Source organism: Curtobacterium sp. 1544 (assembly GCF_040544915.1).
GTDB lineage: Bacteria > Actinomycetota > Actinomycetes > Actinomycetales > Microbacteriaceae > Curtobacterium > Curtobacterium pusillum_C.
In genome coordinates this window covers 108,989-130,241 of sequence record NZ_JBEPKX010000004.1, presented here as the reverse complement: position 1 = coordinate 130,241, position 21,253 = coordinate 108,989, and the positions used below count along the sequence as shown (strand labels likewise).

Sequence of the window (21,253 nt, the reverse complement as noted above, 5' to 3'; positions counted from 1 at the left end):
CCTTCGGGGAACAGAACGGTCGAGGTCGTGTTCAGTGGTTCGGTGCGCTCAGGAGGCGAGGACCTCGTCGAGGACGGTCGATGCCTTGTCCTCGTCGGTCTTCTCAGCCAGCGCCAGCTCGGAGATGAGGATCTGCCGCGCCTTGGCGAGCATCCGCTTCTCCCCCGCGGAGAGCCCGCGGTCCTGGTCGCGACGCCAGAGGTCGCGGACGACCTCGGACACCTTGATGACGTCACCCGACGCGAGCTTCTCGAGGTTCGCCTTGTACCGGCGGGACCAGTTCGTGGGCTCCTCGGTGAACGGAGCACGCAGGACCTCGAACACCTTGTCGAGTCCCTCCTTGCCGATCACGTCGCGGACACCGACCAGGTCGACGTTGTCCGCCGGCACCTCGATCGTCAGGTCACCCTGGGTGACCCGCAGCTTCAGGTAGACCTTTTCCTCGCCCTTGATGACGCGCGTCTTCACTTCAGAGATGGTTGCCGCCCCGTGATGGGGGTAGACCACGGTCTCGCCGACCTCGAATTGCATGTATCAGGCTCCGTTCCGAGACACCCAGTTTACCACAAGCAGTTTTCGGGTAAGGGGCACCTAACACCTGGCACGCCCGCCGATCGGTAGGATGGTCGTCGGACCGTCCGGTCCACATCGTGATCTTCCGGAGGAATCTCTTGCGAGCTCGGGTACTCGTGTCCGTCGCCGTTGCGGCAACCATCGCGCTCGGCGCCACCGGCTGCGAGTTCATGTCGCCCGCACAGACCACGGAGATCAAGCAGATCACCGACGGTGTGAACGTGTCGACGGGCAAGATCGACGTCCGCAACGCGCTGCTCATCTCCGACGACGGCGAGGGCGCCCGCTTCATCGGCACGCTCGTGAACAACGACGAGTCGGACGACATCACCGTGTCCGTCGAGATCGGCGGCGACACCGAGACCGTCGAGGTCCCGGCCAGCGGCCACGTCGACCTCGCCAACGACGCGAAGCACGACACGCTCGACTTCGACGGTGCGGACGCCAAGCCCGGCGCGCTCGTCAAGGTCTACTTCTCGTACTCGGGCGCCGAGGGCGTCTCCGCCAGCGTGCCGGTGCTCACCAGCTCGCAGGAGGAGTACGCGACGCTCGCGCCCACCGCGACGCCGACGTCGGAGGTCACCCTCCCGGCCGAGTCGCCGACGGACGTCCCGATCAACCCGTAGGTACCAGCCGCTTCCGACTGGAGGCCCGGTGCGAGTCCCATGGACTCGCACCGGGCCTCCAGTCGGTTGCGCTGCGCGCGGGGCGCGACGCGTGTGCACGGCGCGACCCGCAGGCCGCGGCCCGGCGCGTCAGCCCTCGATGCGGTAGCCGAGCCCCCGGACGGTCACGAGGATCTCCGGAGCGCTCGGGACGCGCTCGATCTTCGACCGGATGCGCTTGATGTGCACGTCGAGCGTCTTCGTGTCACCGAAGTAGTCCGACCCCCAGACCCGGTCGATGAGCTGCCCGCGGGTGAGCACGCGCCCGGCGTTCCGGAGGAGCAGCTCGAGGAGCTCGAACTCCTTGAGCGGCATCGGCGTCTCGGAGCCGTCCACCTGCACGGTGTGCCGCTCGACGTCCATCCGGATGCCTCCGACCTGCAGGATCCCGCTGTCCGCCGGGTCGTCCTCGGTGCGACGCCGGAGCACGGCACGGATGCGCGCCAGGAGCTCGCGGGTCGAGTACGGCTTCGTCACGTAGTCGTCGGCGCCGAGCTCCAGCCCGACGACGATGTCCACCTCGGAGTCCTTCGCCGTCAGCATGATGATCGGGATGTTCGAGCGGGTCCGGATCTGCCGGCAGACCTCTGTGCCGGACAGCCCCGGCAGCATCAGGTCGAGCAGCACCAGGTCGGGGTTCTCCGCGTCGAACTTCGACAGCGCGGTCACGCCGTCCGCAGCGACGGAGGTGTCGTACCCCTCGCGCTGCAGCAGGAACTCCAGGGGCTCACTCAGGGCCGGCTCGTCGTCGACGATGAGGATCTTGGTCACGATTGCTGCTCTTCCAGTTGCTCTTCGAGTGCTGTGGTCAGTTCGGTGTCCGCCTCGGGGAGACGGATGGTGAAGGTCGAGCCCTTGCCGGGTTGCGACCACACGCGGACGTCGCCGCCGTGGTTGCCCACCACGTGCTTGACGATCGCGAGGCCCAGCCCGGTGCCGCCGGTGGCACGGGAGCGGGCGGGGTCGACGCGGTAGAAGCGTTCGAACACCCGGTCGAGGTCGGCCTCGGGGATGCCGACGCCCTGGTCGGTGACGGCGATCTCGACGAAGCCCTTGGCGGACCGGACGCCCACGCCGACGCGGGTGCCGTCCGGGGAGTACTTCACCGCGTTCGCGATGAGGTTCGACACCGCGATCTGCAGCAGCCCGGGGTCACCCATCACGCGGAGCTTCGACTTCTTCGCCCGCACCAGCTCGATGTCCCGTGCCCGGGCGACGATCTCGTTCGCGTCGACCGCGGCCTGCACGATGCGGTCGATCGACGTCTCCTCGCTGTTCTCGAGCGCGTCGACGGACTGCAGGCGGGAGAGCTCGATGATGTCCTTCGTCAGCGCCGCCAGCCGCTCGGACTCGGTGACGAGCTGCGCCGCGAACTTCCGCACGTGCTGGGGTTCGTCCGCCGCGGCGACGAGGGTCTCGGACAACAGGCCGATGGCGCCGATCGGGGTCTTCAGCTCGTGCGAGATGTTCGCGACGAAGTCCCGTCGGACCTCGTCGATGCGCTTGCTCTCGGTGAGGTCGTCCGCGGTGACGAGGACGTACCGGTTGCCGAGCTGCGCGGCCCGGAAGCTCAGGTAGCCGATCTGGTCACTACCCCGACCGCGGGGCAGCTCGAGGTCCTCCGCCCCCATCTCACCGCTCTTGCGCACCCGGTCGACGAGGTCGGCGAGCTCCCGGTGCACGAGCTTCCGCCGCACCACGAGCCCCACCGTCAGTGCCTGCGGGGACGCGGCCACGACGGTGTTCGACGGGTCGACCACCACGGCCGGGTTGTGCATCGTGGCGATGACCGCGGCGACGCCGTCCGGCAGGGTGCGCTCGGCGACGTCTGCTGCACGAGCCGTGCGCTCGGCGGTGATGATCAGCACCACGACGCCCGCGCCGAAGACCCCGCCGAGGAGCATCGACAGTGGCACGAGCCACGCGTTGTCCATGCCGTCAGTGTAGGGATGGTCACGCGGGGTTCGGACCCCGTTCACCCCCGTCCGGGGCGATCCCGCCGGAGGATCGCGAAGCGTTCAACCGCACGTCACCGTTCGTTCACCTGACCTGACGACACTCGACCGGTACGCAGAGAGAGGTACTCCCCCATGCGCGAAGTCTTCCAGCAGGAACTCCAGGACGTCCAGGAGCGACTGACCGAGATCGCCGGGCTCGTCGAGTCCGCCATCACCCGGGCCACGCAGGCCTTCAGCGACTCCGACGTCGCCCTCGCCGAGGAGGTGATCGCCGACGACGCCAAGATCGACGAGGCGGCGAACAGCCTCGACGAGATCGCCATCGACATCCTGGCCCGCCAGGCGCCGGTTGCCCGCGACCTCCGCGTCGTCGTCACCGCACTCCGTGTCAGCTCCTCGCTCGAGCGCATGGGCGACATGGCCGAGCACATCGCGCAGCTCGCCCGCCAGCGCTTCCCCGAGAAGGTCGTGCCGAAGGGCCTGCGCGGCACCTTCAAGAAGATGGGTGCGCACGACGTCGCGATGGCGCAGAAGCTCACCCGCCTGCTCGCCACCGAGGACATCACGCTCTCGGCCGAGATCCGCGACGAGGACGACGCCGTCGACGAGCTGCACGCCAGCGTCTTCGACTTCGTGCTCGGCGAGACGTGGAAGGGCAACCCGATCGACACCGTCGACGCGACCCTGGCCTCCCGGTACCACGAGCGCTTCGCGGACCACGCGGTGTCGATCGCCAAGAAGGTCGAGTACCTGGCGACGGGCGACTGGACGGGCGCGTCCACCACGACCGCGGCGGTCTGACCCGGCTCGAGCCGCTCGGTCGGTTCCCGTCTGGGAGGATCGTGGCATGGCCCAGGTCGCGATCATCGTCAACGGCATGCCCGGTTCCGGCAAGAGCACGATCGGTGCGGCCCTCGCCGAGGTGCTCGGCTGCCCGTTCCTGTCGAAGGACCGGATCAAGGAGCCCCTCGCCGACATCGTCGGACCGATGATCGCCTCGCGTCCGCTCGGCGGCATCGCGATGGAGACGATGTGGTCGATGGCGCGGGCCGTGGAGAACGGGGTCGTCCTCGACGCCGTCTGGCTGCCGTCGCGCGACCGTGACCTCCTGGAGGCAGGGCTCGCCTCCGCAGGGTCGCCGCGCGTCGTCGAGGTGTGGTGCCACGTCGACCGGGCCACCGCCGAGGAGCGGCTGCGCGATCGGTACGAGCCGGGCACGCTGCCGGTGCGGCACGAGGTGCACGGGGACCTCGCCGACATCCTGTCGTTCTGGGACGAGCACGGGGCGACCGCGGAACCGATCGGCCTGCCCGGGACCGCAGTCGTGCGGGTGGACACCACGAAGCCGTACGACGTCGGCGCCCTGGTGCAGGAGATCGCTTCGCACTTCGTGTGACGCACCGCGGCTCGAGAAGCCGACCACCGCGCCGAAGCGACACTTCGTCGATGCGGTGATCCGTTCCTCCCGGCAGAGCGACAGGAGTCGACGGAACGCTCGCGGCAGACTGTCGCCCTCGCGAACCCCGGCCCGACGCACGAACGCCCCGCCTGGTGACCAGGCGGGGCGTTCGTCGGTTCGGGCCTACTTCTTGGCGCCCTGCGCGGCCACGGCGGCGGCACCGGCAGCGGCAGCTTCGGGGTCGAGGTAGTACGAGGGCTTCGTCGGGCGGAACTCGTCGTCGAGCTCGTACACCAGCGGGATGCCCGTCGGGATGTTCAGGCCGGCGATGTCGTCGTCGGAGATCCCGTCGAGGTGCTTCACGAGCGCCCGCAGCGAGTTGCCGTGCGCCGTGACGAGGACGGTCTTGCCCGCGCCGAGGTCCTTCGTGATGTCCGACTCCCAGTACGGCAGCAGACGGTCGATCACGAGCTTGAGCGACTCCGTGCGGGGCAGCTGGTCGCCGAGGTCTGCGTAGCGGCGGTCCCCGAACTGCGACCACTCGGCGTCGTCGGCGATGGGGGGCGGCGGCACGTCGAACGAACGACGCCACTCCATGAACTGCTGCTCGCCGTACTGCTCGAGCGTCTGGGCCTTGTCCTTGCCCTGCAGGTCGCCGTAGTGGCGCTCGTTGAGACGCCAGTCGCGCTTCACCGGCAGCCAGGCGAGGTCCGCCTCGAGCAGGGCGATGTCGGCCGTCTGGATCGCGCGGGTGAGCAGCGACGTGTACAGGACGTCCGGGACGATGCCCGACTCGCTGATGAGCTCGCCGGCGCGCTTCGCCTCCTTCTCGCCCAGCTCGCTGAGTCGGACGTCGACCCAACCGGTGAACAGGTTCTTCTGGTTCCAGTCACTGTTGCCGTGACGGAGCAGGACGAGCGTGGAGGTCATGCCCCGAGTCTACCGAGCGTGCTCCACGCCGTAGCCTGGTCTGCATGCCCATCGGGAACGTCACGCGCGGGACCACCGGGTACAACCGGCTCCGCCGTGTCGACCGGTGGATCGCCACGCTCCCGGTGCTCCGCCGGACCGAGGACCCGCTCGTGGCCGACGTCGGCTACGGGGCCTCACCGACGACGACACTCGAGCTCCGGGACCGGCTGGCTCGGGTGCGGGCGGACGTCGAGGTCACCGGGATCGAGATCGAACCGGCCCGGGTGGCGCTCGCGAACGCCGGCACCCGCGACGGGGTGACGTTCCGGCTCGGCGGCTTCGAGACCCCGACGCCCGGGAACCGCCGGCCGGTCGTCATCCGGGCGTTCAACGTGCTGCGGCAGTACGACGAGTCCGAGGTCGAGGGCGCCTGGCGGATCATGCAGGACCGACTGCAGCCCGGCGGTGCGCTCGTCGAGGGGACCTGCAACGAGGTCGGGCGGGTGGCGTCCTGGATCACGCTCGACGACCGGGCGCCGCAGATCTTCACGGTGTCGCTGCGGCTCGCCGGGCTCGACCTGCCGTCGATCGTCGCGGAACGACTGCCCAAGGCCCTCATCCACCGGAACGTCCCCGGCGAGCGGGTGCACGCGTTCCTGCGCGACCTCGACCTGGCGTGGGCGGTCGCGGCGCCGCTCGGCACGTACGGACCGCGGCAGCGGTGGATCGCGGCGGTCCGGGGCATGCGCGACCGGGGCTGGCCGGTGCTGCACGGGGTGACACGGTGGCGCCTCGGCGAGCTCAGCGTCCCGTGGGCCGCGGTCGCCCCGGCCTGACCGGCGGCCGCCTCACGGCTCACGAGCACGCGGGGCCCGTTGAGCCGGGCCGGCGCATGACGCATCGCGCCCTCTGACGGACATTGCGCCCCGTTGCAACGGGGCGCAATGTCCGTTGCGGGGCGCGATCGACCGGCGGGTCGGCCGCGCCCGGCTCAGCTGCGCTACGAGCGGCGGACGGCCCCGAGCCGTGGCAGGCGCGGCACGTTCGCGGTCGCCCCGGCGCCGGGCGGCACGATGACCTCCTGCGTCGCGGCCACGACCACGTCGTCGGCGGTCAGGGTCAGCGTGGCCGTCGGGTCGAGGGAGCGCTTCACGACCGCGAGGCCGATCGGCCCGAGCTCGTGGTGCAGCCCCGACGCCGAGAGCCGTCCCACTTCCTTGTCGTCGAGCACGACGGGCGTCCCCGGTGCCGGGAGCACACCGTCCGACCCGTCCAGGTGCAGCAGCACGACGCGGCGCGGCGGGTGCCCGAGGTTGTGGACCTTGGCGACGGTCTCCTGCCCCCGGTAGCAGCCCTTCGTCAGGTGCACGGCGGAGCGGAGCCAGTCGAGTTCGTGCGGGATCGTGCGCTCGTCGACGTCGGAGAGCGACGGACGCCAGGCGGCGATCCGGAGTGCCTCGTAGGCGAGGAGTCCCGCGGCGGGCACGTCCGACGCGGCGATCGCTGCCGCGGTGCCGGGGGTGACCACGGCGATGCGGAGGGTCCAGTCGGAGCCGGGGTGGGCCTCCAGGTCGGCGTAGCCCCATCCGCCGGGCGTGACGGACGCCCACGGGTCGACCCACTCGACGACCGTGTCGTCGGCGAGTACCGCCGAGCCGAAGCGACCGATCGTCGCGAAGTCCGCCGACCGGTCGGCGACCTCGACCCGCAGCATGAAGCGCATCGAGTCGAGCCAGGCCGCGAGCGGTGCCGCGTCAGCGGGCTCGGTCAGGAGCCACGCGACCGAACCGTCGTCGACGACGCGGGCGGCGTGCTCGACGCGACCCGACTGGTCGAGCACGAGCGTCTCGGTGCTCACACCCGTGCCGAGGCCGAGCAGCAGCTGCGACGTGATCGAGTTCAGCCACGACAGGCGGTCCGGCCCCGACACCGTGACGACGCCCAGGCCGAGCTCGACGACGGCGCGGCCGCGTGCGAGCAGGCGCTGTTCGCCGAGCGGGTTCCCGAAGTGGGCGGCGGGACCGGCATCGGTCCCGACGAAGCCGTCACGGCCGGCGAACGCCGACATCAGTCGACCTTCGCGAGCTGCCCCGAGGCGTGCGAGGTGAGCTCCTTGCCGAGCGCTGCGATGTCCCACGCCCAGAAGAGCTTGCCCTCGACCAAGCCGTACAGCCGGGTCGCCGCGGAGTAGTCCTTCGCGTTCGGCGAGCGCATCACGGCGTCCGTCGCGAGGTCGATCCGGCCCTTGCGGACCCGACCCACGTAGAGCTCGTTGACGCCCGTCGGGTGGATGATCGCCGCTTCGACGTCGAAGCCGTCCGTGGTGTTGCGCAGTGCCTCGACGCTCTCGACCGTGCTGAACGGTGTCGGCCCCTCGCCGAGGAGCATCGCCGGACCGCGGTCACCGGGCTCGGACGGACGATCGATCCGCCAGTACCCCATCTCGGCCGCGAGCGGGGTGTGCTCGTCGTCGAGCAGCCACGTCGTGGACGAGTAGTTCAGGTAGGGCAGGCCGTCGTGGCTGAAGCTCACGCGCTGGCCGAACTCGTAGTTCCGGGGTTCCTCTTCGTCGCCCACGGGGTACTCGACCACGCCGGTGCCCTCCCAGACGCCGACGAGCCAGGACAGGGGGACGAGTTCGGGGGCGAGGCCCTCGGGCAGTTCGATCAACGCTGACCCTTGAACAGCTTCACGACGACGGTCACCGAGACGAACGCGATCGCGAGCGACGCCAGGCCGAGGAGGCCGACGTAGAAGAGCTCGAGCGCAAGCAGCGAATCCATGGTGCGAGTCTACGCGGCACGCCTGACGGCGCCAGGCGAGTGGCGGCGCGTCACCGCACCAGGCGAGTGGCGGCGCGTCACCGCGCCAGGCGAGTGGCGGCGCGTCACCGCGCCAGGCGAGTGGCGGCGCGTCACCGCGCCAGGAGCACCACCGCGGTGACGAGCACGACGACGAACGCCCCGGACGACGCGATGCTGATCCGCTCGACGAGTCCGTCCTTCGTCGCCGTGATGAGCTGCAGCACGAAGCTGACGAGCACGCAGAGCACGAAGACGAGCAGGAGCCAGGCGTACGAGTCCTTCTCCGTCAGGGTGAGGACGAGCACGGCACCGACGATCGCGAGCAGCCACACCGGCAGCACGGACGTCAGTCGGAGGCGACGTTGATCGGTGGGCGGCACGGGCTCGGTCACGCGCCCCATCATGACAGAGGGGCCCGGTGCGGGCGTGGCCCCGACCGTCCGGTCGGGAGGGACACTTCCCGAGCATCACTAGGATGTGTGCACGACTCCCCCACCACTGGAGGTCCTGTGGCCCAGCTCCTGGTACTCACCTCAGCCGCGCCCGGCGACGTCCTGCCGAGCCTCGGACTGCTGAGCCACCGGATCCGCCACGTGCCCGCCGAGGCAGCGCAGCTGGTCAACGCACCGCAGAGCGACCTGATGTTCGTGGACGCCCGTACGGACCTGGCGAGCGCCAAGGCCCTCTGCAAGATCCTCGCGACGAGCGGGTCGACGACGCCGATCATCCTGGTCGTCACCGAGGGTGGCCTCACCGCGGTGAACAGCGAGTGGAACGTCGAGGACGTCGTGCTCGAGACCGCCGGCCCCGCCGAGGTCGACGCCCGCATCCGCCTGACCGCCGGACGCGCGGTGAAGAACCAGACCGGGTCGAAGATCCAGGCGTCCGGTGTGGTCATCGACGAGGCGAGCTACTCGGCGAAGGTCCGCGGCCGGCCGCTCGACCTCACCTTCAAGGAGTTCGAGCTCCTCCGCTTCTTCGCCACGCACCCGTCGCGGGTCTTCACCCGCGAGCAGCTCCTCAGCGAGGTCTGGGGCTACGACTACTTCGGCGGCACCCGCACGGTCGACGTGCACGTGCGACGCCTGCGCGCCAAGCTCGGCGACCTCGAGTCCCTCATCGGCACCGTCCGCAACGTCGGGTACCGCTTCAACGTCTACGACGACGAGGCCGACCGGCTCTCGGCGCAGTAGTGGCCGTCGACCTGTCGCGCTTCGCCGTCCCCGGCGAGGCGCCGCCGTTCTCGGACCAGACGCTGATCGACGTGCGCGCTGGGCGCGCCACCGTCGTCGGGGACGAGCGCGGGGTCGCCGTGGTGCGCGACGGTGAGGTCGAACTCGCGGTCGGCCTGGAGGAACGGGGCCGCGGCCTCGGCACGACCCTCGCCACGCAGGTGCTCGGCACGGGCGGCGGGGCCGCCCCCGTGGTCGGCGCGGCTCCTCGACTCGCGTGGGCGCACGGGGACCACCCCGCTGCGCGGGCGCTCGCGGCACGGTTCGGCTGGACGGCCGTCCGCACGCTCCTGCAGCTCCGCGCACCGATCGCCGCTGCCGCCCCGGACCCGGCGGTGCCGGACGAGTACTCCCTGTCGGCGTTCCGCTCCGGCGACGAGCGCGACGAGGCCGACTGGCTCGCCCTCAACGCGGCGGCGTTCGCGCACCACCCGGAGCAGGGCCGGATGACCCTCGAGGACCTCCGCGCCCGCGAGGCCGACGACTGGTTCTCCGGCGACGACCTGCTCCTGTTGCGCGACCCCGACGGACAGCTCGCGGGGTCGTGCTGGCTCAAGGTCGAGGACGGGATCGGCGAGTTCTACGCCGTGGCCGTGCGCCCGGACCTGCAGGGGCAACGGCTCGGCGGCGTGCTCATGCGTGCGGGGACCGCACGGCTGACCGGCCGTGGACTCACCGCCGCGGCACTGTACGTCGAGGGCGACAACGAGCCCGCGCTCGCGCTGTACCGGCGGTCCGGGTTCGAGCAGTACGCGATCGACGTGCAGTACGCCGCGCCCTGATCCGGGTCGACGGCGCTTCCTCCACAGCAGGTCGTTCACCGCGCGTTTCCACAGCGTCCACGTGGGGCCCTCCGGGCGCAGGGACCGGGTGGCAGGATGTGGGCATGGACACCGAACCGCAGCTCGACGGCGAATCCGTCGCACCGGACCTGGACGACTTCGACGAGGTCGTCGAGATCGAGCACGAGTCGCTGCCCACCGACCGCTACTTCGACCGTGAGCTCAGCTGGCTCCGGTTCAACCAGCGCGTCCTCGAACTCGGTGAGGACCGCACGCAGCCCCTGCTCGAGCGTGCGAACTTCCTGGCGATCTTCGCTTCCAACCTCGACGAGTTCTTCATGGTCCGGGTCGCCGGGCTGAAGCGTCGCATCGACACCGGGATCGCCGTTCCCACGAACGTCGGCCGCGCGCCGCTCGACGTCCTGCGGGACATCGCGAAGAAGGCGCACGAGCTGCAGGACCGCCACGCGCAGGCCTTCATCGAGTCGCTGAAGCCGGACCTCGACGCCGCCGGCATCCACGTCGAGCACTGGTCCGACCTGGACGAGGCCGACCGGCTCCGGATGCGTGAGTACTTCAACGAGCAGATCTTCCCGGTGCTCATGCCGCTCGCGGTGGACCCGGCGCACCCGTTCCCGTACATCTCCGGGCTGTCGCTCAACCTCGCGGTGCGTGTCCGGAACCCGAAGTCGCAGCGGCAGGAGTTCGCACGCCTCAAGGTGCCGCAGAACTTCTCGCGGTTCATCAAGCTGCCGGACGACAACTCCGGGCGCCTGCGGTTCATCCCGCTCGAAGACCTCATCGCGAACCACCTCGACGACCTGTTCCCGGGGATGGAGGTCCTCGAGCACCACGTGTTCCGGGTCACCCGCAACGAGGACGTCGAGATCGAGGAGGACGAGGCCGAGAACCTCATCCAGGCCCTCGAGCGCGAGCTGCTCCGTCGTCGGTTCGGTCCGCCGATCCGCCTCGAGATCACCGAGGACATGGACCCGGTGACGCTCGACCTGCTCGTGCGCGAGCTCGACATCACCGAGCAGGAGGTCTTCCGGCTGCCGTCGCCGCTCGACCTCGGCGGCCTGTTCGAGATCGCGAAGATCAACCGCCCCGACCTGCACTACCCGAAGCACGTCCCGACGACCCCCGTGCAGTTCCAGCCGGGCGAGCCGAACACCAAGCCCGACCTCTTCCGCGCGATCGCGTCGAAGGACGTCCTCGTGCACCACCCGTACGAGTCCTTCGCGACGAGCGTCCAGGCGTTCCTCGAGCAGGCCGCGGCCGACCCGAACGTCCTCGCGATCAAGCAGACCCTGTACCGCACCTCCGGTGACAGCCCCATCGTCGAGGCCCTGATCGACGCCGCGGCCGCCGGCAAGCAGGTCCTGGCGCTCGTGGAGATCAAGGCGCGCTTCGACGAGCAGAACAACATCACGTGGGCCCGCAAGCTCGAGAAGGCCGGCGTGCACGTGGTCTACGGCCTGGTGGGCCTGAAGACGCACTCGAAGCTGGTGCTCGTGATCCGGCAGGAGGGCGGCACGCTCAAGCACTACAGCCACATCGGCACGGGCAACTACAACCCGAAGACCTCGCGCATCTACGAGGACATGGGCCTGTTCACGTCGGACGACACCGTGGGCAAGGACCTCACGCGTCTGTTCAACGAGCTGTCCGGGTACGCGATCGAGAAGAAGTTCAAGCGACTGCTCGTGGCGCCGCTGCACCTGCGGAAGGGCCTGCTCAAGCGGATCCAGACCGAGGCGGACAACGCCCGCGCCGGCAAGCCCTCGGGCATCCGCATCAAGGTCAACTCGATGGTGGACGAGCAGATCATCGACGCGCTCTACCTGGCGAGTCAGGCCGGCGTGCCGGTGGACGTCTGGGTGCGCGGCATCTGCTCCCTCAAGCCCGGCATGGAGGGCGTCAGCGACACCATCCGCGTGCGCAGCGTCGTCGGCCGGTACCTCGAGCACTCGCGTGCGTTCGCGTTCCACAACGACGGCGACCCGGCCGTGTTCATCGGCTCGGCGGACATGATGCACCGCAACCTCGACCGCCGCGTCGAGGCGCTCGTGCGGCTGTCCGACCCGGCCCACGTGAACGAGGTCCAGGACATGTTCGACCTCGCGATGGCCGACACGACGAGCTCGTGGCACCTCGAGTCGGACGGCGAGTGGACGCGTCGTTCGACCGATGACGACGGACGACCCCTCGACGACGTGCAGAATGTCCTCATGCGGAAGATCTCGGCTCGGAAGCGCTCCACTCGGTGAGCGGCGGCTCCTCAGGACCCGTCGTCGCAGCAGGTGCCGTCGTCTGGCGTGAACGGGACGGCGTGCCGCTCGTGCTGCTGATCCACCGCGACCACCACAAGGACGTCTCGTTCCCGAAGGGCAAGGTCGACCCGGGCGAGGGCGTCCCGACGGCGGCCGTGCGCGAGATCGACGAGGAGACCGGCTACCGCGTGCACCTCGGCGCTCCGCTCGGCACCGCGGAGTACGTCCTGCCGAGCGGCCGCGACAAGGTGGTGCACTACTGGTCCGCCCGGGTGCCCTCGAAGGAGTACGAGCGCGCGGGCAAGTTCCGCCCGAACGACGAGGTCGCCTCGGTCGAGTGGGTCACCCTCGACGACGCCCGACACCGGCTGACGTACGACCGCGACGTCGCGATCCTCGACCGGTTCGCCGAACGCGTCGCCGCCGGGGAGCACCGCACGTTCGCCCTCATCGCGCTCCGGCACGCCAAGACGGTGCCCGGTTCGGACTGGAACGGCCCGGACGCCACCCGTCCGCTCCTGCCGGTCGGCCGCACGCAGGCCAAGGCCGTCGCGTCGCCCGTCGCCGCCTTCGGCCCGAAGAAGATCGTCAGCAGCACGGCGGCTCGGTGCCTCGCGACCGTCGAGCCGCTGTCCGACCGCACGCACCTCGGGGTCTCCAGCACCCCGGACATCAGCCAGGACGCCCACGACCGCGGTGCCGCCAACGTCAAGGGCGTCGTGCAGAAGCGCCTCGAGAAGGCGAAGTCGACCGTCCTGTGCTCGCACGGCCCCGTGCTGCCGGACATCATCGCCCGGATCGCCACCGCGACGGCCGACGACCGCGGGCGGTTCGACCTCCGCCGTGCCGCGATGCTCTCGGTCGGGGACTTCGCCGTGATGCACATCGCCGACGGTCGACTCGTCGCCGTGGAGACGCACCGCAACACCGTCTCGGCGTAGGCCGACCGCCGGGGGCGAGCCGCGCCTCCAGGCCGGGTGAACGCATGCGCATGCATGCGTCTGCGCAGCGCACGACGTTCCCGATCCTGCTCCCGTCCGCGCGCCCGCGCACGGCGCCCCGTCGGACACAACCCCTCGTTCACCTCCCGTTCACCGATGAGCGTGATCCCCGTCACTTCGCGTCCCTACAGTCGCTCCCGGGTCGGCACCGACCCACGGGACCAGCAGCGGTCCCACCTGCACTGACATTCCCGAAGGGACCCCTGTGAACATCAAGCGAATCGGCACGGTCGCGGCAATCGCGATCGCCGGCGCAGTCGTGCTCTCCTCGTGCGCGGCGAACGAGGACGCGGGCAGCACCGCGACCTCCTCCTCCAGCTCGGGCACCGACTACTCGAAGCTCTCCGGCACGCTCACCGGTTCGGGTTCGTCCGCCCAGCAGACCGCCGAGGCCACCTGGGCCGCCGGCTTCCAGAACGTCGCCTCCGGCGTGACGGTCAACTACTCGCCCGACGGTTCGGGCGCCGGCCGCAAGAACTTCATCTCGGGTGCCGCGGACTTCGCCGGCTCCGACGCAGCGCTGTCGGACGAGGAGCTCTCGGGCACCTTCGGCCTGTGCGCCGCGGACTCGAAGGCCATCGACATCCCGGTCTACATCTCCCCGATCGCGATCGCCTACAAGGTCGACGGCGTCAAGGACCTCACGCTCGACGCGAAGACCATCGCGGGCATCTTCTCCGGCAAGATCACCAAGTGGAACGACTCGCAGATCGCCGACCTGAACAAGGACGCGACCCTGCCGGACTCGAACATCACGGTCGTGCACCGCTCGGACGACTCGGGCACCACGCAGAACTTCTCGGAGTACGTCTCGGCGAACGCCAAGGACGTCTGGACCGAGGCCCCCAGCCAGACCTTCCCGTACCAGGTCGGCGACAGCGCCAAGGGCACCTCGGGCGTGGCCTCGGCCATGGCCAGCGCCTCGAACGCGATCACCTACATCGACGACTCCGGCGCCGGTGACCTCGACAAGGCGAAGCTCATGGTCGGCGACAAGGCCACCGAGATCTCCGCCGAGGGTGCTGCCAAGGTCGTCGCGGACTCCGAGACGGTCTCCGGCCGTGAGGACAACGACCTCGCGATCGACATCAACCGCGAGGACACCGCCGACGGCGCATGGCCGCTCGTGCTCGTCTCCTACGCCATCGCGTGCCAGGAGTACAAGGACGCCGACAAGGGTGAGCTCGTGAAGGGCTACCTCGACTACGTCGTCTCGAAGGACGCGCAGGACGCCGCCGCGAAGGAGGCCAAGTCGGCCGCCCTCTCGACCGACCTCGCCGAGAAGGCCGCGAAGGCCGTCGCCTCCATCAAGTAAGGCACCCTGAGCGCCCGGACGCCGGTCCCACCCAATCGACCGGCGTCCGGGCCCTCGCCCGTCCCGGCGGCCGGGGCCGTACCAGCCGACCGGCCCGTCCTGCTCGCCTGCTGGAGCGGACGCAGCACCACCGGACACCCCCACCCGACGCCTCCCCCGGCGTTCCTCCGACAGGAGTCCCATGACGACCGCACCGGCCCAGCCAGTGGCCCCCGTCACCCCCAAGCCGAAGCCCGTCGTCCGGATCGGCGACCGGGTCTTCTCCGCCGCCTCCGTCATCGCCGGCGGGCTCATCCTCTTCGTGCTCGTGCTCGTCGCGGCCTTCCTGGTCTGGCAGAGCATCCCGGCGTTCAGCGCGAAGGTCGGTGACCTGCCGAACCAGGCCGCGAACTTCTGGGACTACGTCGGCCCCCTCGTCTTCGGCACCGTCTGGTCCGCGCTCATCGCGCTCGTGATCGCCGTGCCGCTGTCGCTCGGCATCGCGCTCTTCATCTCGCACTACGCGCCGCGGCGGATCGCCCCGCTCCTCGGCTACGTCATCGACCTGCTGGCAGCGGTGCCGTCGGTCGTCTACGGCCTCTGGGGCATCGTCGTGCTGGCGCCGTTCGTGAAGCCGTTCTACGTCTTCCTCAACACCTACCTCGGTTGGTTCCCGCTGTTCTCCGGACAGGTCTCCGGCACGGGCCGCACGATCCTGACCGCGTCGATCGTCCTCGCCGTGATGGCGATCCCGATCATGACCGCGGTCATGCGCGAGATCTTCCTGCAGGCGCCGCGCCTCAACGAGGAAGCCGCCCTGGCCCTCGGCGCGACCCGCTGGGAGATGATCCGGCTGTCGGTCCTGCCGTTCGCGAAGTCCGGCATCGTGTCGGCGATCATGCTCGGCCTCGGTCGCGCGCTCGGCGAGACGATGGCGATCGCGCTGGTGCTGTCGGTGTCGACGAACGTCACCTTCCAGATGCTCACCTCGCTGAACCCCTCGACGATCGCGGCGAACATCGCCCTGCAGTTCGCCGAGGCGTCCGGCACCGCCCTGAACGCGCTGATCGCGTCGGGTCTGATCCTCTTCGTCATCACCCTGGTCATCAACATGCTCGCGCGGTACATCGTCCGCAAGCGAGTGAGCTGAGAGGTACGACCCGATGTCCCTCGCCCTCCGTCAGTCCGGCGTCGCCGGCAACGTCTACGCCAACGGCAAGCTGCACAAGTCCGTGCCGTGGCTGCTCCTCGTCGGCTCCTGGGTCGCGCTGATCCTGGTCTTCGCCCTGCTCAACGCCGGCGGCGCGGTCAAGGACTTCAACGTCGTCGCCGCGCTCTTCCTCGGCACGGTCCTGTTCGACGTCCTCATCGTCGTGATCTCCCGCATCGTCGAGGGTGGCCGCAAGGCCGTCGACCGCCTCATCACCTCCCTGGTGATCACCGCGTTCGTCATCGCCGTCCTACCGCTCGTCTCGCTGCTGTACACGGTCCTCGCCGACGGCCTGGCCCGCTTCGACGCCGAGTTCTTCTCGTACTCGATGCGCGGGGTCATCTCCGAGGGCGGTGGCGCACTGCACGCCCTGATCGGCACGCTCGAGATCACGCTGTTCGCGGCGCTCATCTCGGTGCCGATCGGGCTGCTGACGTCCATCTACCTCGTCGAGTACGGCAAGGGCGCGCTCGCGAAGGGCATCACGTTCTTCGTGGACGTCATGACGGGCATCCCGTCGATCGTCGCCGGTCTCTTCGCCTACTCGCTGTTCGCGCTGTTCCTCGGCCCGGGTGCCCGCTTCGGTCTCGTCGGCTCGGTCGCGCTGAGCGTCCTGATGATCCCGATCGTCGTCCGCTCCACCGAGGAGGTCCTGAAGATCGTCCCGATGGAGCTCCGCGAGGCCTCGTACGCCCTCGGCGTGCCGAAGTACCTCACCATCCTCAAGGTCGTCCTGCCGACGAGCCTCGCCGGCATCACCACCGGCGTGATGCTCTCCATCGCCCGCGTCATCGGCGAGACCGCACCGCTGCTCGTCACGGCCGGGTTCACCGCGAGCATGAACTACGACCTGTTCAAGAACCCGATGATGACGCTGCCGGTGTTCGCGTACACGCAGTACTCGCAGCAGGGCGCCAACCCGGTGCCGTTCGTCGACCGGGCCTGGACCGCGGCACTGTTGCTCATCCTCATCGTGATGCTGCTCAACCTGCTCGCCCGGTTCATCACCCGCCTCTTCGCCCCCAAGCTCAGCCGCTAGCGCCGCCACCCGCGACCAGCGTCACCACCCACCCCGAAGGAACACAGTGTCCAAGCGCATCGAGGTCGACGGCCTCAACGTCTACTACTCGAAGTTCAAGGCGGTCGAGGGCGTCGACATGACGATCGAGCCCCGCACCGTCACCGCGTTCATCGGCCCGTCCGGCTGCGGCAAGTCGACCTTCCTCCGCACGCTGAACCGCATGCACGAGGTCATCCCCGGCGCCTACGTCGAGGGCTCGGTCAAGATCGACGGCGACGACCTGTACGGCGCCGGCGTCGACCCGGTCATCGTCCGCCGCCAGGTCGGCATGGTCTTCCAGCGGCCGAACCCGTTCCCGACGATGTCCATCAAGGACAACGTGCTGGCCGGTGTGAAGCTCAACAACAAGCGCGTGTCCCGCTCCGAGGCCGACGACATCGTCGAGCGCTCCCTGCAGGGTGCGAACCTCTGGAACGAGGTCAAGGACCGCCTCGACAAGCCCGGCATGGGCCTGTCCGGTGGCCAGCAGCAGCGTCTCTGCATCGCGCGTGCGATCGCGGTGCAGCCGGACGTGCTCCTCATGGACGAGCCCTGCTCGGCGCTGGACCCGATCTCGACCCTCGCGATCGAGGACCTCATCGAGGAGCTCAAGAAGGAGTTCACGATCGTGATCGTGACCCACAACATGCAGCAGGCCTCGCGCGTGAGCGACAAGACGGCGTTCTTCAACATCGCGGGCACCGGCGCTCCGGGCAAGCTCATCGAGTACGACGACACGGCGACGATGTTCTCGAATCCGTCGGTGCAGGCCACCGAGGACTACGTCTCGGGCCGCTTCGGGTGATCGGCGCACGCTCCGTCCGCTGACCCGGAACGACAAGACCGACGTCGTACGACAGCGGAGTTGTCGTTCCGAGTCCGCGCGGGGCAGCACGCACCGCCACCCGCCAAGCACGCCCCGCGGCACGACGAACTCCCCGCCCGCGGACCGTGCCACGCGAGCGGGGAGACGTGAACCGCGTCAGGCGGTGGGGACCGCCATGATCGGCGTCGTCGTCGGCTGCTCCGAACCGCCCTCGGGCTCCACGGTCATGCCGATCGTCACACCGTGCGACCGCGTGCCCGTGAGCACCGCCGAGTGCACGCCGTCCGCGACACCGTCCATCAGGCCTGCCGAGCTGATCTTGCCGCCCGTGCCCTCCGAGCCGATGTACCAGAGTTCATACGTCTTGCCCTTCGGTGCTGCGGCGACACCGTCGAGGATCACGGCGGACTTGCCGAGCGAGTTCGACCACACGACGGTGGCCGTCCCGCCACCGGAGACCTTCGCGGTGCTCCGCTTGAAGTCCGACGCAGCGTAGATCCGGTCGAGTCCACTGCTCGCCTGCGTCGTGCCCGGACCCGGCTGGTTCGAGGGCGTGAACGCCGTGCCCACGCCGAGACCGACACCGAGGAACACCACGGCGACCGCGGCTGCGGTGGACAGGACGGCTGCCGGACGCTGGAACCACCGACGCTGGGCGGCGGCAGTGGCGCTGCCACCTGCACGGGTGCGGCGCGTGGCGGGGGTGAACCGTGCCTCCTGGCCGGCATCACCGTCGGCGTCCGGAACGGAAGCCGAAGGAACGGAAGCCGAAGGAACGGAAGCAGCAGGAGCGGAACCCGAAGCAGCCAGCGGCGCCGCCTGCGGCGTCGACGCGATCTGCGCCATGAGCGACGCCTTCATCGAAGCAGGAGGCTCGATCGGGTCCACCGCGTAGGCCAGCTGCAGCGCGGTCTCGCGCAGCGAGTCCGCCTCAGCCCGGAGCTCGGGAGAGTCGGAGAAGGTGGCCTCGAGCAGCTCGCGCTCGTCGTCCGACAGGGCATCGAGAGCGTGGGACCCGGTGAGCAGGGCAGGGTCGTCGTGGCGTTCGGTCATGACGTCACCCCCATCTCGTCGCGGAGTCTGATCATCCCGTCACGGAGACGGGTCTTGACGGTGCCGATCGGGACACCGAGGTGTGCGGCCATCTCGCTGTGCGAGTAGCCGCCGTAGTAGGCGAGCTGCACGGCCTGTCGCTGGAACTCGGTGAGTTTCGCGAGGGCCCGGCTGACACGTTCGTGTTCGATCCGGATCTCGACGGACTCGGAGACGTCGTCGACGCCCGCCTCGAAGTCGCGGATGCCGATCTTCGTGTCCCGGTCGTGCGAGGACTGCGATGCCCGCACCCGGTCGACCGCTCGGCGGTGGGCCATGGTGAGGACCCAGCTGGAAGCGGTCCCGCGCTGCCGGTCGAACCGTGCGGCCTGTTGCCAGACCTCGAGGAAGACCTCTTGTGCGACCTCTTCCGACTGCGCTCGATCCCGCAGGAGGCGCGTCACGAGGCCGAGCACCCGGCCGGACAGGACGTCGTACAGATCGGAGAAGGCCGCCTGATCGCCGGTCGCCACCCGGGCGAGGAGGTCATCAGGCGACGCCGGAGCGGGCTCGGTCGAGCTCCAGGCCTCGGTGTCGCGTTCCACGATGGCAAGCATTGCAGGTTTCCCTCCTCTCGGTTGCGTTGTGGCCTGACGCACAGGTTCGGTTCACCCGTGTCGGAGCAGGACGAGGGCCCGCGTGACCCGCAGGGAATTGACCGCCAGGGAGCGGACCGGGTCGCGCGGGACCCTCGCTTCGTGACGAGCGGTTCGCCCGTCACGGTGATGATTCGGCACCCTCGCCCCGTCGGATTGGAGCGGTTCTCATCCCTGTTCGGGTCACACGCCCGGGACCTGGTCTGTCCACCGAGAGTGAACACGGTCGTGCGCACGGCAGACGTCTCGTAGACTCGGTGTCGCCGGGCCGCAGCAAGCCCCGGGCTCCAAAATTCGCCGCTTCGAGCGGCCTCGCGCCGAGAGGCGCTTCTGCGGCCCGGTTTTTCTGTGCCCGGTTTCGGCCTGTCGTGTGTTCGGCCTGTCGTTCCGGCCTGGAGGCACGGTGCGGGTCCGCCCCGCCGGTCGCTCAGTCCAGGCTGTCGCGACGCCACAGCGCCGCCGCTTCGGTCAGGTCGGCCGCCAGTTCCGTCAGGCGCAGGGCACGCGTCGTCAGCTCGGCGGCGCGGTCGTCCGCCGTGAGGTCGGACTCATCCGCCACCGCCGTCGCGCCGGCCGCGGTCAGCCTGCAGAACGCGGCTCCGCGATCGAGCGCCACCGCCAGGTCGCCCGTGTACAGGCCGTGCAGGATGCGGTCCGCGAGGGTGAGGATCTCCGCTGGCCCCGTCGGCTGCTCGGCACCCGCGACGGCCTCGTCGATCGTGCCGATGCGCTCCGTGCCGCGCTCGAAGAAGTACGCGATCTCCTCCGGGTTCTGCCGGATCACGACCCGGACGAGGTAGATCCGCCAGAGTGCACCCGGCAGCGTGTGCGCCCCCACACGCGCCCACAGCTCTGCGATCGCATCGATGCCGTGCACGTCCGTGTAGGTCACCAGGCGCTCGACGACCGCCGGGTCCGGGTCCTCGCGCACACGGTGCAGCAGGGCGTTCGCGGTCTCGTGCGCGACACGGTTCACGAGCGCGGGGTCCTCGCCGCCCTGGATCGCGGCGAACTCCTGGTCGGTGAAGTGGACTGGACGGTGGTGATCGCGAGGCACCGCGACAGTGTAGGCGCGTCCGATGACACTCCCGTCCCCCGTTCGCCGAGAACGCAACCGGCTCGGAACGGGTACCGTGCTCCGCCAGGGAGGCACCCCTCCCGGACGTGAAGAAGAGGACACTCCATGAACGCCCTGCTCATCATCCTGGCCGTGATCGCGGTCATCCTGCTGTTCGTCGGTGGTTTCACCGCGAGCCTGAAGTTCCTGCTGTGGGTCGGGATCGTGCTGCTCGTCATCGCGGTGATCGTGTGGCTGCTGCGGACCCTGACGGGTCGTCGCAGCTGACCTCGTCCCACACCGGACGTACTGGAGGCCCTCACCCGCTAGCCTTGCGGGTGAGGGCCTCTAGCTCAGTTGGTAGAGCACCGGACTTTTAATCCGAGGGTCGTGGGTTCGAGCCCCACGGGGCCCACCGTTCCTGAACACCGGCTTTTCATCCGAGGGTCGTGGGTTCGAGCCCCACGGGGCCCACCTGATCCCGGTCGCGTCGCGCACTCACTGACAGGCCACTCCGAT

General features: G+C 69.6%; 23 protein-coding genes and 1 tRNA gene. 14 read left to right on the top strand and 10 right to left on the bottom strand.

Features of this window, described 5'->3' with window-relative positions; translation table 11 throughout:
* Positions 1 to 48 precede the first annotated feature (48 nt).
* Entirely contained in the window at positions 49 to 531 is a 483-nt protein-coding gene (locus ABIC61_RS04235; RefSeq protein WP_017888066.1) for a CarD family transcriptional regulator, read from the bottom strand.
* A 158-nt stretch (positions 532 to 689) separates the two neighbouring features.
* Between ABIC61_RS04235 and ABIC61_RS04230 the strand changes: the two genes are divergently transcribed.
* Positions 690 to 1,199: a DNA modification methylase gene (locus ABIC61_RS04230; protein ID WP_144752978.1), complete on the top strand. Its 510-nt coding sequence runs from the start codon at positions 690 to 692 to the stop codon at positions 1,197 to 1,199.
* Positions 1,200 to 1,328: 129 nt separating this feature from the next.
* Here ABIC61_RS04230 and ABIC61_RS04225 read toward each other — a convergent pair whose 3' ends face one another.
* Both ABIC61_RS04225 and ABIC61_RS04220 read right to left on the bottom strand, forming a co-directional pair.
* Entirely contained in the window at positions 1,329 to 2,009 is a 681-nt protein-coding gene (locus ABIC61_RS04225) for a response regulator (RefSeq protein WP_354028924.1), read from the bottom strand.
* The gene (locus ABIC61_RS04220; RefSeq protein ID WP_144752981.1) at positions 2,006 to 3,172 is read right to left on the bottom strand and encodes a sensor histidine kinase; all 1,167 of its coding nucleotides are present in this window, start codon (positions 3,170 to 3,172) and stop codon (positions 2,006 to 2,008) included. Before ABIC61_RS04220 ends, ABIC61_RS04225 begins: the two co-directional genes overlap by 4 nt.
* A gap of 156 nt (positions 3,173 to 3,328) precedes the next feature.
* Here ABIC61_RS04220 and phoU point away from each other — a divergent pair, with 156 nt between their 5' ends.
* Both phoU and ABIC61_RS04210 read left to right on the top strand, forming a co-directional pair.
* Complete coding sequence (gene phoU, locus ABIC61_RS04215) at positions 3,329 to 3,997, top strand: phosphate signaling complex protein PhoU (protein ID WP_097181155.1); 669 nt, start codon at positions 3,329 to 3,331, stop codon at positions 3,995 to 3,997.
* A gap of 46 nt (positions 3,998 to 4,043) precedes the next feature.
* Positions 4,044 to 4,592, top strand: coding sequence for a P-loop nucleotide/nucleoside kinase family protein (locus tag ABIC61_RS04210; protein WP_354028923.1), 549 nt, complete (start codon positions 4,044 to 4,046; stop codon positions 4,590 to 4,592).
* Positions 4,593 to 4,778: 186 nt separating this feature from the next.
* On the opposite strand, the gene ABIC61_RS04205 is transcribed toward ABIC61_RS04210, so the two are convergent.
* On the bottom strand, positions 4,779 to 5,525 hold the full coding sequence (locus tag ABIC61_RS04205) for a phosphoglyceromutase (RefSeq protein ID WP_079237255.1): 747 nt from the start codon (positions 5,523 to 5,525) through the stop codon (positions 4,779 to 4,781).
* Positions 5,526 to 5,569: 44 nt separating this feature from the next.
* Between ABIC61_RS04205 and ABIC61_RS04200 the strand changes: the two genes are divergently transcribed.
* The gene (locus ABIC61_RS04200; RefSeq protein ID WP_354028922.1) at positions 5,570 to 6,343 is read left to right on the top strand and encodes a class I SAM-dependent methyltransferase; all 774 of its coding nucleotides are present in this window, start codon (positions 5,570 to 5,572) and stop codon (positions 6,341 to 6,343) included.
* A 164-nt stretch (positions 6,344 to 6,507) separates the two neighbouring features.
* Here the strand turns inward: ABIC61_RS04200 and ygfZ are convergent, their stop codons facing one another.
* The 3 genes from ygfZ to ABIC61_RS04185 all read right to left on the bottom strand — a co-directional run bounded on the left by ygfZ (position 6,508) and on the right by ABIC61_RS04185 (position 8,703).
* On the bottom strand, positions 6,508 to 7,575 hold the full coding sequence (gene ygfZ / locus ABIC61_RS04195; protein ID WP_354028921.1) for a CAF17-like 4Fe-4S cluster assembly/insertion protein YgfZ: 1,068 nt from the start codon (positions 7,573 to 7,575) through the stop codon (positions 6,508 to 6,510).
* On the bottom strand, positions 7,575 to 8,177 hold the full coding sequence (locus ABIC61_RS04190) for a heme-binding beta-barrel domain-containing protein (protein ID WP_079237258.1): 603 nt from the start codon (positions 8,175 to 8,177) through the stop codon (positions 7,575 to 7,577). Before ABIC61_RS04190 ends, ygfZ begins: the two co-directional genes overlap by 1 nt.
* Before the next feature lie 244 nt (positions 8,178 to 8,421).
* Complete coding sequence (locus ABIC61_RS04185) at positions 8,422 to 8,703, bottom strand: hypothetical protein (protein ID WP_144752996.1); 282 nt, start codon at positions 8,701 to 8,703, stop codon at positions 8,422 to 8,424.
* A 117-nt stretch (positions 8,704 to 8,820) separates the two neighbouring features.
* Here ABIC61_RS04185 and ABIC61_RS04180 point away from each other — a divergent pair, with 117 nt between their 5' ends.
* The 8 genes from ABIC61_RS04180 to pstB all read left to right on the top strand — a co-directional run bounded on the left by ABIC61_RS04180 (position 8,821) and on the right by pstB (position 17,968).
* Positions 8,821 to 9,504: a response regulator transcription factor gene (locus tag ABIC61_RS04180; RefSeq protein ID WP_079237260.1), complete on the top strand. Its 684-nt coding sequence runs from the start codon at positions 8,821 to 8,823 to the stop codon at positions 9,502 to 9,504.
* Positions 9,504 to 10,325, top strand: a complete 822-nt coding sequence (gene mshD, locus ABIC61_RS04175; RefSeq protein WP_354028920.1) for a mycothiol synthase — start codon at positions 9,504 to 9,506, stop codon at positions 10,323 to 10,325. The genes ABIC61_RS04180 and mshD overlap by 1 nt, the downstream gene beginning before the upstream one ends.
* Positions 10,326 to 10,429: 104 nt before the next feature.
* Complete coding sequence (locus ABIC61_RS04170; protein WP_079237264.1) at positions 10,430 to 12,595, top strand: RNA degradosome polyphosphate kinase; 2,166 nt, start codon at positions 10,430 to 10,432, stop codon at positions 12,593 to 12,595.
* Complete coding sequence (locus ABIC61_RS04165; RefSeq protein ID WP_354028919.1) at positions 12,592 to 13,539, top strand: NUDIX hydrolase; 948 nt, start codon at positions 12,592 to 12,594, stop codon at positions 13,537 to 13,539. The genes ABIC61_RS04170 and ABIC61_RS04165 overlap by 4 nt, the downstream gene beginning before the upstream one ends.
* 265 nt (positions 13,540 to 13,804) lie before the next feature.
* Positions 13,805 to 14,914, top strand: a complete 1,110-nt coding sequence (locus tag ABIC61_RS04160) for a phosphate ABC transporter substrate-binding protein PstS (RefSeq protein ID WP_144753006.1) — start codon at positions 13,805 to 13,807, stop codon at positions 14,912 to 14,914.
* Positions 14,915 to 15,095: 181 nt separating this feature from the next.
* Positions 15,096 to 16,043, top strand: coding sequence for a phosphate ABC transporter permease subunit PstC (gene pstC, locus ABIC61_RS04155; RefSeq protein WP_354028918.1), 948 nt, complete (start codon positions 15,096 to 15,098; stop codon positions 16,041 to 16,043).
* A gap of 13 nt (positions 16,044 to 16,056) precedes the next feature.
* Complete coding sequence (pstA, locus tag ABIC61_RS04150) at positions 16,057 to 17,142, top strand: phosphate ABC transporter permease PstA (protein WP_144753009.1); 1,086 nt, start codon at positions 16,057 to 16,059, stop codon at positions 17,140 to 17,142.
* Positions 17,143 to 17,188: 46 nt separating this feature from the next.
* Positions 17,189 to 17,968, top strand: coding sequence for a phosphate ABC transporter ATP-binding protein PstB (gene pstB / locus ABIC61_RS04145; protein ID WP_144753013.1), 780 nt, complete (start codon positions 17,189 to 17,191; stop codon positions 17,966 to 17,968).
* A 177-nt stretch (positions 17,969 to 18,145) separates the two neighbouring features.
* Here the strand turns inward: pstB and ABIC61_RS04140 are convergent, their stop codons facing one another.
* The 3 genes from ABIC61_RS04140 to ABIC61_RS04130 form a co-directional block, all read right to left on the bottom strand.
* Entirely contained in the window at positions 18,146 to 19,042 is an 897-nt protein-coding gene (locus tag ABIC61_RS04140) for an anti-sigma factor (protein WP_354028917.1), read from the bottom strand.
* A complete protein-coding gene (gene sigK, locus ABIC61_RS04135) occupies positions 19,039 to 19,638 on the bottom strand; it encodes an ECF RNA polymerase sigma factor SigK (protein WP_144753019.1) in 600 nt (199 codons plus the stop codon). The genes ABIC61_RS04140 and sigK overlap by 4 nt, the downstream gene beginning before the upstream one ends.
* Before the next feature lie 466 nt (positions 19,639 to 20,104).
* Entirely contained in the window at positions 20,105 to 20,734 is a 630-nt protein-coding gene (locus ABIC61_RS04130) for a DNA-directed RNA polymerase subunit beta (RefSeq protein WP_144753022.1), read from the bottom strand.
* A gap of 126 nt (positions 20,735 to 20,860) precedes the next feature.
* Between ABIC61_RS04130 and ABIC61_RS04125 the strand changes: the two genes are divergently transcribed.
* Together ABIC61_RS04125 and ABIC61_RS04120 are read left to right on the top strand one after the other, a co-directional pair.
* A complete protein-coding gene (locus tag ABIC61_RS04125) occupies positions 20,861 to 21,022 on the top strand; it encodes a DUF2207 domain-containing protein (protein ID WP_144753026.1) in 162 nt (53 codons plus the stop codon).
* Between the two features lie 54 nt (positions 21,023 to 21,076).
* A tRNA-Lys gene (locus ABIC61_RS04120) sits at positions 21,077 to 21,149 on the top strand.
* Positions 21,150 to 21,253: the final 104 nt, after the last annotated feature.